A 15,926-nucleotide genomic window follows, 5' to 3' on the forward strand; every position below is an offset into this window, starting at 1 on the left:
CGGAACTTCGGGCGACAATATAGAAAAGAACAACAATCCAGGTGTGGTTCACCATTTCCGTGAGGGTATTCGTGAAAAAATTGATCAAACCCGCGATAGCGCTGATGAACCGTCTGCCGATGGTCTATAAGTTCGGGCTCATCAGCATTCTCTTCCTGTTGCCCATCGGTGGACTTTCATGGCTGGTAATCTCGGATCTCAACCGTTCGGTCCAGACCATTGCACGGGGTGTCGAAGGACTGGGCCAGCTTGAGAGCGTCAATCGCCTCGTGGTGGCGTCCATGGAGTACCGGGACTACAAGGCGCCCGGAATCATCAAGGACGAAGCGGATATCACCGCGAAAGCGGAAGCGGCGGCACAGAGGATCGACACACTGCTCAAACAGCTGTCGTCGGTGCCGGATTCCCTCGACCGGTCCGGGACCTGGAAAAACCAGGTGAAGACGGTGGCCGAAGCCTGGAAAACGCTCCGGGCCAATGACAGCTATCAGGGGAACATGGATCCCCAGTTCAAGTACTATCAGGAGTTCGTCCAGAAGGTCATGGCCCTGCCATCCTCAATGATCGAGATTTCCGGGTTGGGTCAGGAGGCGGAACGTGAAAGCCAGCTTTTGCTGGGGCTGATTGAAGAGGCTTTGCCTGAAGCGCGTCAGGCGCTGGGACGGGCCCGGTCTTACGGTATCTTCGCGCTCGTGGAGGGCCAGGTTGGTTATGCGCTGAGCGAAACGCTCAATGGCATATACGATCAGTTGACCAACCGGAGTTCTCTGCTTGCGCCGGCATTGAGCGTTGCGCAGGACGCCTCGCCGCGGCTGGTTGCGGCGTCTGATGGCGCGATCGCGAAAGTGAAGAACAGTCTGCTGGCCGTCCGTGACGTGCTGGATACCAACGTGATTACGCCGATGCGTCTTGAAATGCCCTGGCAGGACTACGACGAGCAGATCAATCAGCAGATGGAGCACTTTGATACCCTCAAGGCGGCGATCTTCAGTGTCATCCGGGAGAATCTGCAATCACGTCTTCAGGCCGAGACCAGTCAGCGCAACGCCATCGTGATTGCATTGATCGGGATTCTTCTGGTGGTGGTCTATCTGTACATCGGTTTCTTTGTCTCGGTCCGGACCGCGATCAACCGCTTTACGGCTGCCGCCCGTAACGTGGCGGCGGGCGATATGACCACCCACGTTCTGATCCGTAATCGGGACGAACTGGGTGAGCTGACGTCCGAATTCAATAATATGACCGACAGGATTGCCGAACTCGTCCGTTCCGTCACAAGAACGACGACAGAGGTCGATCAGCAGGCGTCGCGAGTTAACGATACGGCCTCAGCCAACGCCAAGGCCGTCAGTCGCCAGATGGAAGAGAGTGGACACATTGCCGAAGCCATGAACCAGATGGTGGAAGCGGTCCGGGAAGTGACCGAGAGTGCCCATCGGGTGGCGGACAGTGCCGGGGTGGCGGAACGGGATACGGAAACCGGTCGCGGGGTCGTTGCCGGCACGGTGGAAACGATTAACCACCTTGCCCAGGAGATCGCCGATGCGGTTGAGGTGATCAACCGTGTGAGCCGGGACAGTGACAACATCAGCCAGGTTCTGGTGGAGATCAAGGCGATTGCGGAGCAGACCAACCTGTTGGCACTGAATGCGGCGATCGAAGCTGCGCGCGCCGGCGAACAGGGGCGCGGTTTCGCCGTCGTGGCTGATGAGGTTCGGTCCCTGTCGCAGCGAACCCATAAATCAACGGAAGAAATCGAGGGCATGATTTCGAGGCTGCAAAGTGGGGTCAAGGATGCCGTAAACGCCATGACCAACAGTCGGAGCGTCACCGAGACCACCGTTGCGAAATCCGAAGAGGTTACCGAGGCCCTCGACCGTATTGCCGGCGGGATTTCGACCATCGTGGACATGAGCCATCAGATTGCCCAGGCGGCAGAAGAACAGTCTGCGGTTTCGAAAAACGTCAACGCGTCGGTGGAACAGATCGGCGAGCTTGGGCAGAGTACGGCGGAGAATGCGGACGAGACCCTTGCAGCGTCCCGGGAAATGTCCGATCTGACGGCATCACTCCAGCGGCTCGTGGAGGCGTTCAAAGTGTGATCGTCAGGACGATCTGCGTCCAGCGATAAAAATCCGGCCCTAGAGGCCGGATTTTTTTTGTTCCCAGAGAATTTCCTGCCCCCCGTTTTGCCGGGCCAGCTGACGTGCAATCACAAACAGCAGGTCCGAAAGGCGGTTGAGGTAATGCCTTGATGCGGTGTTGATTGAATCTTCATGACCCAGGGCGACGACCACTCGCTCCGCACGTCTGCACACCGCCCGGGCCAGGTGGCACTGGGCGGCAGCTGCGGTTCCGCCCGGCAGTATGAAGTTTTTCAGGGGAGGGAGGCTCTCATTGTGATGGTCCAGGGTCTGCTCCAGCCATTGAATGTGATCGTCGCCAATGACCTGGCTGCCCGGAATAGCGAATTCACCCCCCAGGTCGAACAGGTGGTGCTGAATGCGCCGCAGAGTCTCGACCAGCTCATCGCCGGAGGGCAGTGTTTCGATCAGGACGCCAATATGACTGTTCAGTTCATCGGCGGTTCCCATGGCTTCTACCCGCTGAGCATTCTTGGCGATGCGATTGCCATCTGCCAGGCCCGTGGAGCCATCATCGCCGGTACGGGTATAAATCTTTGAAAGACGGTTGCCCATCAGGAAACTCCTCTCACTCTGAGTGTGGTGACAGTTGTTTTACCTGCTCTGTCAGTAATTGGTTCACCGGGGTGGGTATGCCAAGCTTTTTGCCGAGGCCCACCAGGTAGCCATTAATAAAGTCGATCTCGGTCGGCTTTCCACGCAAGACGTCGGCGCGCATCGACGAGGTATTGCGCGCAGTTCTGATCACCACATCCCGGATCCGTTCCTGTAGATCTTCCGGCGAGAGATCCCGGTCCGTTTCCGCCGCCACCAGAAGGGCCATTTCCCGGCATAGGGCCCCGATGTGCTTCTGGAAAAAGGCTGATTCCAGGAGATCGCCGTTCGGGCAGTCCAGAATCGCCGTAAACGGATTGATGCCGGCGTTAACAATCAGTTTGTCCCAGAGCCGTGTCAGAATATTTTCCTCGGCGTGGAGCTCGAGGCCGGTCTGTTTCAGCACCCGAAGCACATCCTCGACGCACTGACGTCCAGAGGGTGTCATCGGACCCAGCCAGGTCTTGCCCAGCCCGGCGTGTATCACACGTTCCGGCGTTGGGCGATTGGCGCCCTCCGTGGTAGACGCTGCCAGAATCGGGCGGTCGGGCCAGGCTTCGGCGACGGATTGCTGGCTACCCAGGCCGTTCTGGAACAAAACGATGGGGGTTCGGAGCGGGATGGCCGGCATCCTGTGTTGGAGAGCCGTCAAAGTGTCGCCGGCCTTGGTGGTGACCAGAAGTACGCTGATTGTTTCGGGCGTGATTGGTGATAGATGGATCGGGTGTTCTTCGCCGCTGATGGACTCGAAAATGTAGTCTACATCCTGGCCGGAGAGACTGGCCTCCGGCCGGGATAAGTAGCCGACCTGATCAGCGGGAAGCAGGGCGGCCCACAGCCGCCCCAGCGCCCCTGCACCCAGGATCCCGATCATGGCGCTTACATGGCCTCGATTTCAGACCGTTGGTTGCTCAAACGCTGCAGACTGCTTTGGGCATCGCGAAGTTTTTCTTTTTCTTTCTCCACGACTTCCGCCGGCGCTTTGGCAGTGAACTTTTCGTTGCCCAGCTTGCCTTCGAGACGGCCGATTTCCTTTTGCAGGCGGTCGAGTTCCTTGTCGAGGCGTTTCAGTTCGGCATCCTTGTCGATCAGGCCTGCCATCGGAACCAAGACTTCCATCTCGCCCACCAGTTGCGTGGCGGACATGGGCGCCTTATCTCCGTCGAACCATTCCAGGCTCTCCAGCTTTGCGAGAGAGATCAGGAACTGGCGGTTATCGTCCATCCGGCGGCGATCTTCGTCCCGGTTGCCTTTGAGCAACACCGGGATTTGCCTGGCAGGAGAAATATTCATCTCGCCACGGATATTACGTACCGCGACAATGACGCCCTTGAGCCACTCGATATCCGCGGCAACGGCATCATCCTGCTTGCTTTCGTCAGGCTGGGGGAAGGCCTGCAACATGATGCTGTCACCACTCTTGCCGGCCAGCGGTGCGATGCGCTGCCAGATCTCTTCAGTGATGAACGGCATCATCGGATGGGCCAGGCGAAGTACGGCCTCGAGAACCCGTACCAGAGTCCGCCGAGTCCCGCGTTTGGCCTCGGCGCTGGCACTGTCGTCATTGAGAACCGGCTTTGAGAGTTCCAGATACCAGTCGCAGTATTCGTTCCAGATGAACTCGTACAGGGCATAGGCAGCGAGATCGAAGCGATACTGGTCGAGGTGGCGGATGACGTCCTGCTCACACTTCTGGAGTTCACTGACAATCCAGCGATCCGCCAGCGACAGGGTGACCGGCTCGTCGTTCACGCCGCAATCCTCGCCTTCAGTGTTCATCAACACGTAACGGGCGGCGTTCCACAGCTTGTTGCAGAAGTTACGGTAGCCTTCAAGGCGCTTCATGTCCCAGTTGATATCACGGCCTGTCGTGGCCATGGCCGCCAGGGTAAAGCGCAGGGCGTCGGTGCCATGGGCGGCGATGCCTTCGGGGAATTCCTTCTGCGTGCGCTTGCCGATCTTTTCAGCCAGCTTGGGCTGCATCAGGTTGCCGGTGCGCTTCTCCAGCAGGTCGTCCAGGCTGATGCCGTCGATCATGTCCAGCGGATCGATGACGTTACCCTTGGACTTGGACATCTTGTCGCCGTGCTCGTCCCGGATCAGGCCGGTGACGTAGACGGTGTGGAAGGGCACCTGGGGGGTGCCATCTTCGTTCTTCATGAAGTGCATGGTCATCATGATCATCCGGGCAACCCAGAAGAAAATGATGTCAAAGCCGGTGACCAGCACGTCGGTCGGGTGGAAATTTTTCAGGCGCTCGGTAATTTCCGGCCAGCCCAGGGTGCCAAAGGTCCAGAGGGCGGAGCTGAACCAGGTGTCCAGCACGTCTTCGTCCTGGCTGAGCTCTACATCGGCTGTCAGGCCATGCTTCTGGCGCACTTCCTCTTCGCTGCGACCAACATAGATGTTGCCGTCGGCATCGTACCAGGCCGGAATCCGGTGGCCCCACCACAGCTGACGGGAGATACACCAGTCCTGGATATCGCGCATCCAGGCGAAATACATGTTTTCGTACTGTTTGGGTACGAACTGGATGCGGCCGTCTTCCACCGCCTCGATTGCGGGCTTGGCCAGGGTCTTGGCGTCGGCGAACCACTGGTCGGTGAGCATGGGTTCGATGATCAGGCCGGAGCGGTCACCGCGGGGGACACTCAGCACGTGGTCTTCAATGTTTTCGACCAGGCCCTGAGCCTCCATGTCGGCGACGATCTGCTTGCGGGCGGCCTCACGAGTCAGGCCGGCATAGGCCTCGGGCATGGTGCCATCGATATCGGTGTTTTCGGTGCCGTCGGCGTTAAAGACCTCGGCCACGTCCCGGATATTGGCGTCCTGGGTCATGACGTTGATCATGGGCAAATCGTTGCGCTTGCCCACACCGTAGTCATTGAAGTCGTGGGCCGGGGTGATCTTGACGCAGCCGGAGCCCTTCTCGGGATCTGCGTGGTGGTCCGCGATGATCGGGATGCGGCGGTTCACCAGAGGCAGAAGAACGTGCTTGCCGATCAGGTGCTGGTAGCGCTCGTCCTCCGGATGAACGGCGACAGCGGTGTCGCCCAGCATGGTTTCCGGCCGGGTGGTGGCGACAATGACATAATCCTTGCCGTCCTGAGTCTTTGCGCCGTCTGCCAACGGGTAGCGCAGGTGCCAGAAGAACCCTTTTTCTTCTTTGTTTTCGACTTCAAGATCAGAGATAGCGGTGTGCAGCTTTGGATCCCAGTTCACCAGCCGCTTGCCACGATAGACCAGTCCGTCCTCGTACAGCCGGATGAAGACTTCCTGAACGGCCTTGTAGAAGCCGTCGTCCATGGTGAAGCGTTCGTTGTCCCAGTCGACGGAGTTGCCCAGCCGGCGCATCTGGCGGGTGATGGTGCCGCCGGAGTGTTCTTTCCAGTCCCAGATGCGCTTGATGAATTCTTCCCGGCCAAGGTCGTGGCGGGTTTTGCCCTCTTCGGCAGCCAGTTTGCGCTCGACGACCATCTGGGTGGCAATGCCGGCGTGGTCTGTGCCGACCGTCCAGAGAGCGTTACGGCCCTGCATACGCTTGTAGCGTGTGAGGGTGTCCATGATGGTGTGCTGGAAAGCGTGGCCCATGTGCAGGCTGCCGGTCACGTTGGGCGGTGGAATGGCGATGCTGTAGGACTGGCCTTCACCGCTGGGGCGGAAGTACCCTTTGGATTCCCAGTTTTCGTACCACTGGCGCTCGATATTTTCTGGCTGGTAGGTTTTTTCCATGGGTTTCTGCAGTGACCGTTGGTTGATTCACAAGGGAAAAATTAGACGCCCGATTATACATGCTCGCTCTGTTTGCGGCGAACCTCGGTTTTGATCTATCAGGACTGCGTTTTTGGGTGTGGCGCCGGAGGAAGAGTCCCTTTCCAAAACACGCTACGAGCACCCCTCCGGGGTCCAGCCAGCAATCACAGATTGCTGTCGTTCGGCTGTCGCATGAAGCTTTGCTTCATGAACGCTCGGCCTCACCCATGTGCGCTTGTTTCGGGCCGTCCTTGGCCCTCAACAGTTTTGGAAAGGGACTCTTCCTCCGGCGCTTCGGCCTGTGAGTAGTTTTCGCTCGTTACCGCTTTCGCTGGTCGTGGACTCTGGGTTCGATGCCGAGAGCGCGAAGTTGCTTGAAGTGGGATCTCGCCTGATTCAGTACGTTCGGGTCGTTGTGAGCGACCAGCGCCAGCCGGCGGAAGCGGTCGGCATCGGCCGGCAATGTGGCGGAGAGGATGATCACCGTATCCCAGTCTTCGGCCACCGGTGGGCATAAAAGGATACCGACGGGATCGGTGCAGGTGGTGGCTGAGTCCGGAACGATGGAGTGGGGGATGAACGCGTCCGGGCTGAAGTTCCAGAGCAGGTCGTCGAGCTCCTGGGCCTGTTGCATGGTGTCGCAGACCACGCAGACGCGGTCGCCCTGCTGCCAGGCTTTGTCCACCAGCTTGATGGCGTGGAGGTTGCGCGCCGCAGGGGTGTTCCTGGCGAGGATGTGGAACCAGTAGCGTTGGTTCCGGTCTTCCTGCCCGGACGGGCCGGCAGGGTTGCTGCCGGGGTCCGGGGTGGTTTGAGGCTGTCTGTCCTGCATTATTTGCCGGCGTGGGACATCAGGTAGTCGACAAGCAGGGGTACCGGGCGGCCGGTGGCTCCCTTCGCCTTGCCGGAAAGCCAGGCGGTGCCGGCGATGTCCAGGTGGGCCCAGCGGTAGTCCTTGGCAAACCGGGACAGGAAGCAGGCGGCGGTAATCGTACCCGCAGGGCGGCCGCCGATGTTGGCCATGTCGGCAAAGTTGCTGTCGAGCTGGCTCTGGTATTCATCCCAGAGCGGCAGGCGCCAGGCGCGGTCACCGGTGCGTTCGCCTGCGGCCAGCAGTTCGTTGGCCAGGTCATCGTTGTTGGCAAGCATGCCTGTCGCATGGTTACCCAGCGCGATGATGCAGGCGCCGGTGAGGGTGGCCATGTCGATCACCGCTTCCGGATCGAATTTCTTGACGTAGGTGAGGGCATCGCACAATACCAGGCGGCCTTCCGCGTCGGTGTTGAGGATTTCTACCGTCTGTCCAGAGAGCGTGGTAACAATGTCGCCCGGGCGAGAGGCGCCGCCGTCCGGCATGTTTTCCGCTGCGGCGACAACCGCAACCACGTTGATCTTCGGTTTGGTCTCCGCAATGACTTTCATGGTGCCGAAAACGCTGGCGGAGCCGCCCATGTCATACTTCATTTCGTCCATGGCTTCGCCGGGCTTCAGGCTGATGCCGCCGGTATCAAAGGTAATGCCTTTGCCGACGAGCACGTAAGGCTTGTCCTTGGCTTTACCACCGCGGTATTCCATGACAATCAGCCGGGGAGGTTGGGTGCTGCCTTTGCCGACCGCCAGGATGGTGTTCATCCCCATTTTTTCCATCTGCTTTTCATCAAGGACTTCGGTCTTGATGCAGTCGTAGTCCTTGGCCATCTGTTTGGCCTGCTCCGCCAGCCAGATGGGGTGGCAGATGTTGGGTGGGGTGTTGCCCAGGTCTCGGGTGAAGTTCATGCCACGGCCGGTGGCCAGGCCAAGATTGAAGGCGTCTTTCAGTGCCTTGCCGTTGCCGGAGGCCAGTGCAATGACTTTGTTCAGTTTCCGTGATGCCGGTTTGTCGCTCTTGAACTGAGTGAACGTGTAAAGCTGCTCTTCAAGAGTGCGTCCGATCAGGTTCAGCAGAGCTTCCTCGGAACTCACCGCGTCCTCGCCGTTGACCGGGGTATCGGCCAATGCGATCAGTGCGCTCTTGGATGGGCCATCCTTCAGCGCGGTGACTGCAGCAATGACTGCCTTTCGAAAAGCAGCGTATGACCGGTCAGTGTCCTTGCCGGTTCCGACCACCATCAGGCGGCTCCAGGAGCGGCCCTCAAGTGGGAATACACCAGTGCTGCCGCTCTTGCCCGTGATGTCCCCAGCCGATTGCAACCGTTTGATCAGTCCGTCGAGCGCTTCATCGGCATGGGTGGTGGACTCTGGCCAATCGCCTTTTTCAGGCACGCCGACAACGAGACAGTCTGCCTTGATGGTTGCAATAGCTTTGCTGCTCAGGCTGAAGTTCATGACAACTCCTGTTGGTTTGTTCCGGAAACGTTCCGCGGGAAAGCGGAGTGATTATTATGTCTAGACTAGCATTGGGTCTGGCAGGGAATTAATCAAGCAGGCCGGATCGGGTGGATCCATGGTGCGTCTGTAACTCCGTTGCTCTGTCATTCGGACCAAAGGTTACATAGAATACGCGCAGTTTCGGGATTCCTCCATTCGTTTCAGAAAGTGCGGCCAGAGACACCGATTTGAGTATCATTTTTCGCTATTTGACCCGCCAGGTGATGGTCAGCATGCTCGCCATTTCGGCGATCCTCGTGCTGATTTTCATGAGCGGCCGCTTCCTTCGCTATCTGGCGGACGCGGCCGAGGGCAAAATCTCCGTGGACGTTCTGGCAACGATCATGATGTATCGGTTCCCGGATCTGATCCAGCTGATCCTGCCGCTCGGTCTGTTCATCGGCATTCTGCTTGCCTACGGCCGAATGTATCTGGAAAGCGAAATGACGGTGCTCTATGCCTGCGGCGTGAGCGACAAGCAGTTGCTTGCCAAATCCCTGCTGGCCAGCCTTCCGATCATGATCATCGTGGGTTCGATGAGCCTGTACCTGGGGCCCTGGGGCATGAAACAGGTCGAGACCATCATCGAGGATCAGGCCAAGGCAACGGAATTCGAGATGCTGGCACCGGGGCGTTTCCAGAATCTCATGTCCGGAGGGCGCGTGACCTACACCGAGGACCTGAGCGATGACAAGCGTCGCCTGGAGGGCGTCTTTATCGCCGAGTACGGTCGGAACGGCGAGGGGCTGAGCATCATCACGGCGGATAGCGGTTCGCAGTTGATCGACAAGGATACTGGAAGTCGTTTCCTCATTCTGAAAGATGGTGCCCGTTTCGACGGCGCCCCGGGAGCGCTGGATTACAAGGTGACCGAATTCGGGGCCTATGGCCTCAAACTCCAGAGTGGGGCAGGACGGGATCTCAATTACAAATCTGCAATCAGCACGGCCGAGCTTTGGAACTCAGACGACCCTTGGCATCGCTCACTTCTTCACTGGCGTCTGTCATTGCCCTTGATTGTGCCGATTGTCACCTTGCTGGCGGTGAGGCTCAGTCGGGTCAATCCCCGCCAGGGACGATTTTTCCATCTCCTGCCCGCGATGCTTGTATACATTACTTATCTTGGTCTGTTGATTGTTGCTCGGGATATGTTGGCCGATGGCAAAGTGCCGGGCTGGCTCGGAATGCTGTGGGTTCATGCTCTGTTTCTGGGGCTGTGGTTCTGGCTCCAGTTTGGGCCGGCTTGGCTCCGTCGGCGGAGCTTGCTGCGACGGGGGGCGCGCGATGCGCAGGATTGACCGCTACGTCATGCGTAATGTCGGTGGGGCAATGGTCCTTGTTATGGTCGTGGTGCTTTCTCTTGACCTTATTTTTGGGTTCATTGGGGAGCTTGATCACATCAGGAACAACTATGGGATCCTTGAGGTTCTCTGGTACATGTTATTTACCATTCCCCGACGAATATACGATTATCTGCCGTTGGGCGCCTTCATGGGATGCCTGGTGGGGCTCGGTGCCATGGCAGGTTCCTCTGAGTTGACGGTTATTCGGGCCGCAGGGGTGTCGCTTGCGCGAATCGTATGGTCAGCTATGAAGCCAGCGCTGGTCATTGTAGTTCTCGGCGTGCTGATCGGAGAGTATGTAGCACCGGCCACAGAGCGGTTTGCTGAAAGTGAGAAAGCTGTTGCGCTCGGTGCGAATAAAAATATCGCTTCCTCGAGGGGGGTTTGGCATCGGGAAGGTAACGAGTTTATCCACCTCAATGCGGTTCAGCCTAACGGCGTCTTGCATGGTGTTTCTCTTTACCGCTTCAACGACCAGCGCAAGTTGCTGTCGGCCAGTTTTGCCAAACGAGCGATCTACCAGGGAGATCACTGGTTACTGCAGAATATCCGTACGACCTATATCGAGAAGGATCGGACCCGGGTTGAAACGCATGCAGAGCAGACCTGGGATACCGGACTTTCGCCCGGTGTTCTGAGCGTGCTGATCGTCGACCCCACGGACCTTTCGCTATCGGGGCTCTACACTTACGCGAGGTATCTTGGGGAGCAGGACCTCAACGCAGCGCAGTATTGGCTCGCGTTCTGGAAGAAAGCGCTTCAGCCTCTGGGCACCGCGGTCATGGTGCTGGTGGCAATTTCCTTTATCTTCGGCCCGCTACGGTCGGTCACCATGGGGTTCCGGGTGTTTACGGGCCTGCTGGTGGGGCTGCTGTTCAAATATATGCAGGATCTGCTGGGGCCGATGAGCGTGGTCTATGGTTTCAACCCGGTGCTCGCCGTTCTTATCCCCATTATCATCAGCGGCATTGCCGGCCTCATTCTGATGCGTCGGGCCGGCTGATCGTCAACGGCTTTTGGATTCCCTGGGAACCTGTACGACGACACTGTTGGACGCCCTGTCTGTCAGGGACAGGCCATTAATCGGCAGGAACAGGGCGATGATGGCGGGGACAGTCAACAGCAGGGTGACTGGGCCAAGGTAGTAGCCTCCAAGCATCGCGATGAAAATGACCGCAGAGGCGGTGCCGTAACGCAGCAGGGACTGGGTCCAGTTGACCGACGTGCCGTCGAGGTTTTCGATCCGGATTCGCCAGACCTGCATGCCAAGCGTCTGGCCAATGCGGGTCCAGAAGTAGGCGAAAAACAGGTAGAGAACGAGAAACAGGATAAAGGTCAGGGCCGGGTCGCCGGAAAGTTCGTTGGCTTCCGCCATTTTCTCGTACCGGTCCCATCCGGTGAAAGAGCCGGCAATCATGGTGTATACCCAGGTCGCTACCATCAGGACCGCGATGCTGATAAGCCCGTCGTAAATGATGGCCAGGGCCCGCTTGATAAAGGTTGCTGGCGGGAAAAGGTCTTCCGGGTCGTGGAAGCGTCGGGGCATGGTCTCTCCTGTGAGGTTTCACGTTTTTCCTGTACTCGGCGTGTGCTAGAGTAGCCGATTTGCACACGCATGTAAGTATCCGTATTCAATCGCGGTCCCCAGGGGATTTCCGCCCGGTTTCTGGAAAGGTATCAAAGGTCTATGAAAACCGCAGAGTTGCGACAGGCGTTTCTCGAGTATTTCAGGCAGCAGGGTCACACCATTGTTGAAAGCAGTTCACTGGTGCCTCATGACGATCCGACATTGCTGTTTACCAATGCGGGCATGAATCAGTTCAAGGACGTCTTCCTCGGGCGCGAAGAGCGCGACTATACACGAGCGACCACCTCCCAGAAATGTGTGCGTGCCGGCGGCAAGCACAATGACCTCGAGAATGTCGGCTACACCGCCCGTCATCACACCTTCTTCGAGATGTTGGGCAACTTCAGTTTCGGTGATTACTTCAAGCGCGAAGCCATCAACTACGCCTGGACGTTTCTGACGGGAGAGCAGTGGCTCAAACTGCCCAAGGACAAGCTGTGGGTAACGGTCTATGCAGAAGACGACGAAGCCTACGATATCTGGAACAGTGAAATAGGCGTGCCGGCTAAGCGGATTGTCCGCATAGGCGATAACAAGGGCGCCCGCTACGCGTCGGATAATTTCTGGCAGATGGGAGATACCGGTCCCTGCGGTCCCTGTACCGAGATCTTCTATGATCACGGCCCGGATGTAGCCGGCGGTCCTCCCGGTAGCCCGGATGAAGACGGTGATCGCTACATCGAGATCTGGAACGTGGTGTTCATGCAGTACAACCGTCAGGCGGATGGCGAAATGCTCAAGCTGCCCAAACCGTCAGTCGATACCGGTATGGGGCTGGAACGCATTACGGCGGTCCTGCAGGGCGTCCACAGTAATTATGAGATTGATCTGTTCCAGGATCTGCTGAACGCCGCGTCTGATGTTCTGGGCGGCGTGCCTGCTACCGAAGCGTCGCTTCGCGTGGTGGCCGACCATATCCGGTCCTGTGCTTTCCTGATTGCCGACGGTGTTATGCCTTCCAATGAGGGGCGCGGCTTTGTATTGCGTCGGATCATCCGTCGGGCCGCACGCCACGGAAACAAACTGGGCGCAACGGAGCCGTTCTTCTACCGGCTCACCAGCGCCCTGGTGGATCTGATGGGAGAGGCCTATCCCCAACTGGTCAGCAGCCAGAAGCAGATCGAAAAGGTATTGCTGCAGGAAGAAGAGCAGTTTGCCAAGACTCTGGACAAGGGGCTTCGCCTGCTGGAGCAGGACATCGCCGGGCTTGAGGGTTCCGAGATCCCCGGCGAGACCATCTTTACGCTTTACGATACCTATGGCTTCCCGGTGGATCTGACCAACGACATCGCCCGTGAAAGAGGCCTGTCGCTGGATTACGAGGGCTATGAAAAGGCCATGGAAGCACAGCGTGAGCGTGCCCGGGCCGCCAGTAAATTCGGCATCGATTACAATGCAACCGGGCTGACGATCGAAGGTGAAACCGAGTTTACCGGTTACGATCATGTTGATGGCCACGAGCGAATCCGGACGGTTCTGGTGGGGTCTGAAGAGCGCAACGCCGAGGCCGGTGACGAGGCCGTCGTCGTGCTGGAGCGGACGCCGTTTTACGCCGAATCCGGTGGGCAGGTCGGTGATACCGGCCTGTTGACCTGGAGTGGCGGTCGTTTTCAGGTGACTGATACGGTGAAGGAAGGTGACAACCATCTGCACATCGGCACCGTTATTGAGGGCGAGCTTTTCCCGGGGCTGGAAGTTGATGCTCGCATTGATCATGCCCGTCGCGAGCGCACCAAACGCAATCACTCCGCCACCCATCTGCTGCATGCGGCCTTGCGCAAGGTATTGGGTGAGCATGTCAGCCAGAAAGGATCTCTGGTCGACCCGGACAAATTACGTTTCGACTTTTCGCATTTTGAAGCCGTGACCCCTGAGCAACTCAAGGAGATTGAGCACCAGGTAAACGAGCAGATTCTCGAAAATACGCCGGTTCAGACCGAAATCACGGATATGGAAAATGCGAAAGAGAAGGGCGCCATGGCGCTCTTTGGTGAAAAGTATGGCGATACCGTCCGGGTGCTGAGCATGGGTACCGACAGTTACTCGGTGGAGCTGTGTGGTGGAACCCACGTTGCCCGCACAGGGGATATCGGTCTTTTCCGGATTACCTCCGAGAGCGGCATCTCCTCCGGTGTCCGGAGGATTGAAGCGGTGACCGGTTTCGGAGCTCTGGCTTGGGTCGAGGAAACCGAGCGTACCCTTCGCGACACGGCCAGACTTGTCAGGGCGACCCGCGACACAGTGGTCGAGAAAGTTCAGCAGGCGATGGATCGCAATCGCCAGCTCGAAAAGGAAGTGGATGCTCTGAAGGCAAAACTGGCCAGTTCCGCCGGAACCGATCTGGCGGCGTCGGCCGTTGAAGTTGCCGGTCTCAAGGTTGTTGCGGCTGAGCTTGAGGGGGCCGATCGCAAGGCACTGATGGAAACGGCCGATCAGCTCAAGAACAAACTGGGTGAGGGTGTTGTGGTTCTTGCAACAGTGGCAGACGGCAAGGTGACGCTGGTGGCCGGTGTTACCAAGTCGGCAACCAGCCGCATCAAGGCGGGCGATCTCATGAAGCACCTCGCATCGCAGGTTGACGGCAAAGGAGGTGGCCGGCCCGATATGGCCCAGGGTGGCGGCAACGATCCGTCCCGGTTGGCAGAGGCGTTGCAGGCTGTACCGGGTTGGGTTGAGCAAAATATCGCTTGAGCAACTGTTTTTGAGAGCGGGCAGGGGTTTATAATCCCGCCCGCTTTCTTTTGATTGGCAGGTTGATCCCTGTCGTGAGTCCCCGTTTCGGAGTTTGGGAAGACATGGCTCTGTTGGTTCAGAAATTTGGTGGTACCTCCGTGGGCACCACCGAGCGGATAGAAGCGGTTGCGGACAAGTTGTGCCGTTTCCGCAACGAAGGACACGATGTCGTGGTGGTGGTCTCGGCGATGAGTGGCGAAACCAATCGGTTGATTGGTCTTGCCAACGAGATCATGGAAGAACCCACCCCCCGTGAGATGGATGTTCTGGTCTCCACCGGTGAACAGGTGACCATTGCCCTGTTGTCCATGGCGCTTCAGAAACGTGGTTGCGATGCCCGTTCCTATACCGGGTCGCAGGTCCGAATACTGACGGACAGCAGCCATACCAAGGCCCGTATCCAGCATATCGATGAGCATAATATGCGGGGCGACCTCGAAGCCGGTCGGGTGGTTGTGGTGGCTGGCTTCCAGGGCATTGACGAGCTCGGCAACATCACCACGCTCGGCCGGGGTGGCTCTGACACCACCGCAGTGGCTCTTGCGGCGGCTCTGAACGCTGATGAATGCCAGATTTACACGGATGTGGACGGCGTCTATACAACCGATCCCCGTGTTGTGGACAGTGCCCGTCGGCTCAAGCAGATCACCTTTGAGGAAATGCTTGAGATGGCGAGCCTCGGGTCCAAGGTGCTCCAGATCCGCGCCGTCGAGTTTGCAGGTAAATACAACGTTCCATTACGGGTACTTTCCAGCTTTACTGAAGGTGAAGGTACCCTGATTACTTTTGAGGATGAAGACGCCATGGAACAACCGGTTGTTTCCGGCATTGCTTTTAATCGTGATGAAGCAAAACTGACCATTTCCGGTGTGCCGGACACTCCCGGCAGTGCACTGAGAATTCTGAAACCGGTCAGCGATGCGAACATTGAAGTGGACATGATCGTCCAGAATGTGGGAGAAGATAACAAGACCGCGTTCACATTCACGGTACACCGCAATGATCTGAAGCGGGCCAAGGAAGTTCTTCAGAAGGTGGCGGACGAGCTGACCGCAGGCCAGGTGATTGGCGACAGCAAGATTGCCAAGGTCAGTATTGTCGGTGTGGGCATGCGTTCACACGCGGGTGTGGCGACAAAAATGTTTGAAGCCCTCTCCAACGAAGGTATTAATATCCAGATGATCTCCACCTCTGAAATCAAGGTTTCGGTGGTGATCGATGAGAAATATCTCGAACTGGCGGTCCGGGCGCTGCACAGCGCATTCGAACTCGACAGGAACGGGGTACAGGAAGAGGCCTGATACAGCGGATTTCAGGTCAATCCGCTGGTCTCTGGAAAAGAGGTCATTGTCTGAGTTTATCGAA

Annotated in this window: 11 protein-coding genes; 5 read left to right on the forward strand and 6 right to left on the reverse strand. The window is 57.9% G+C overall.

The annotated features are described in order from the left end of the window. Positions 1–71 precede the first annotated feature (71 nt). The gene (locus tag MLD04_RS08570; RefSeq protein ID WP_248157036.1) at positions 72–2,102 is read left to right on the forward strand and encodes a methyl-accepting chemotaxis protein; all 2,031 of its coding nucleotides are present in this window, start codon (positions 72–74) and stop codon (positions 2,100–2,102) included. Between the two features lie 39 nt (positions 2,103–2,141). On the opposite strand, the gene MLD04_RS08575 is transcribed toward MLD04_RS08570, so the two are convergent. The 5 genes from MLD04_RS08575 to MLD04_RS08595 form a co-directional block, all read right to left on the reverse strand. Further along, on the reverse strand, positions 2,142–2,699 hold the full coding sequence (locus tag MLD04_RS08575; RefSeq protein WP_248157038.1) for a cob(I)yrinic acid a,c-diamide adenosyltransferase: 558 nt from the start codon (positions 2,697–2,699) through the stop codon (positions 2,142–2,144). A gap of 13 nt (positions 2,700–2,712) precedes the next feature. After that, a complete protein-coding gene (locus tag MLD04_RS08580) occupies positions 2,713–3,612 on the reverse strand; it encodes a ketopantoate reductase family protein (protein ID WP_248157040.1) in 900 nt (299 codons plus the stop codon). 5 nt (positions 3,613–3,617) lie between these two features. Beyond that, positions 3,618–6,470, reverse strand: a complete 2,853-nt coding sequence (locus MLD04_RS08585) for a valine--tRNA ligase (protein ID WP_248157042.1) — start codon at positions 6,468–6,470, stop codon at positions 3,618–3,620. Positions 6,471–6,810: 340 nt separating this feature from the next. After that, positions 6,811–7,323 carry a DNA polymerase III subunit chi gene (locus MLD04_RS08590; protein WP_248157044.1) on the reverse strand — a complete coding sequence of 171 codons (513 nt, stop codon included), beginning with the start codon at positions 7,321–7,323 and terminating at the stop codon, positions 6,811–6,813. Further along, a complete protein-coding gene (locus tag MLD04_RS08595; RefSeq protein WP_248157046.1) occupies positions 7,323–8,816 on the reverse strand; it encodes a leucyl aminopeptidase in 1,494 nt (497 codons plus the stop codon). Before MLD04_RS08595 ends, MLD04_RS08590 begins: the two co-directional genes overlap by 1 nt. 230 nt (positions 8,817–9,046) lie before the next feature. Between MLD04_RS08595 and lptF the strand changes: the two genes are divergently transcribed. Together lptF and lptG are read left to right on the forward strand one after the other, a co-directional pair. After that, positions 9,047–10,156, forward strand: a complete 1,110-nt coding sequence (gene lptF, locus MLD04_RS08600) for an LPS export ABC transporter permease LptF (RefSeq protein ID WP_248157048.1) — start codon at positions 9,047–9,049, stop codon at positions 10,154–10,156. Next, entirely contained in the window at positions 10,143–11,204 is a 1,062-nt protein-coding gene (lptG, locus tag MLD04_RS08605; RefSeq protein WP_248157050.1) for an LPS export ABC transporter permease LptG, read from the forward strand. The genes lptF and lptG overlap by 14 nt, the downstream gene beginning before the upstream one ends. Before the next feature lie 3 nt (positions 11,205–11,207). Here lptG and MLD04_RS08610 read toward each other — a convergent pair whose 3' ends face one another. Continuing rightward, the gene (locus MLD04_RS08610) at positions 11,208–11,747 is read right to left on the reverse strand and encodes an RDD family protein (protein WP_248157052.1); all 540 of its coding nucleotides are present in this window, start codon (positions 11,745–11,747) and stop codon (positions 11,208–11,210) included. Positions 11,748–11,888: 141 nt separating this feature from the next. Here MLD04_RS08610 and alaS point away from each other — a divergent pair, with 141 nt between their 5' ends. Both alaS and MLD04_RS08620 read left to right on the forward strand, forming a co-directional pair. After that, on the forward strand, positions 11,889–14,519 hold the full coding sequence (gene alaS, locus MLD04_RS08615; RefSeq protein ID WP_248157054.1) for an alanine--tRNA ligase: 2,631 nt from the start codon (positions 11,889–11,891) through the stop codon (positions 14,517–14,519). Between the two features lie 104 nt (positions 14,520–14,623). Beyond that, on the forward strand, positions 14,624–15,862 hold the full coding sequence (locus MLD04_RS08620; RefSeq protein WP_248157056.1) for an aspartate kinase: 1,239 nt from the start codon (positions 14,624–14,626) through the stop codon (positions 15,860–15,862). Positions 15,863–15,926 lie beyond the last annotated feature (64 nt).

Source organism: Marinobacter koreensis (assembly GCF_023156285.1).
GTDB classification, from domain to species: Bacteria; Pseudomonadota; Gammaproteobacteria; order Pseudomonadales; family Oleiphilaceae; genus Marinobacter; species Marinobacter koreensis.

Excerpts from the sequence above, each read along its gene's own strand:
- MLD04_RS08575 (WP_248157038.1), bottom strand. The coding sequence starts at position 2,699 with ATGGGCAACCGTCTTTCAAAGATTTATACCCGTACCGGCGATGATGGC.
- MLD04_RS08595 (WP_248157046.1), bottom strand. The coding sequence starts at position 8,816 with ATGAACTTCAGCCTGAGCAGCAAAGCTATTGCAACCATCAAGGCAGAC.
- MLD04_RS08585 (WP_248157042.1), bottom strand. The coding sequence starts at position 6,470 with ATGGAAAAAACCTACCAGCCAGAAAATATCGAGCGCCAGTGGTACGAA.
- MLD04_RS08580 (WP_248157040.1), bottom strand. The coding sequence starts at position 3,612 with ATGATCGGGATCCTGGGTGCAGGGGCGCTGGGGCGGCTGTGGGCCGCC.
- MLD04_RS08610 (WP_248157052.1), bottom strand. The coding sequence starts at position 11,747 with ATGCCCCGACGCTTCCACGACCCGGAAGACCTTTTCCCGCCAGCAACC.
- MLD04_RS08590 (WP_248157044.1), bottom strand. The coding sequence starts at position 7,323 with ATGCAGGACAGACAGCCTCAAACCACCCCGGACCCCGGCAGCAACCCT.
- lptG (WP_248157050.1), top strand. The coding sequence starts at position 10,143 with ATGCGCAGGATTGACCGCTACGTCATGCGTAATGTCGGTGGGGCAATG.
- alaS (WP_248157054.1), top strand. The coding sequence starts at position 11,889 with ATGAAAACCGCAGAGTTGCGACAGGCGTTTCTCGAGTATTTCAGGCAG.
- MLD04_RS08620 (WP_248157056.1), top strand. The coding sequence starts at position 14,624 with ATGGCTCTGTTGGTTCAGAAATTTGGTGGTACCTCCGTGGGCACCACC.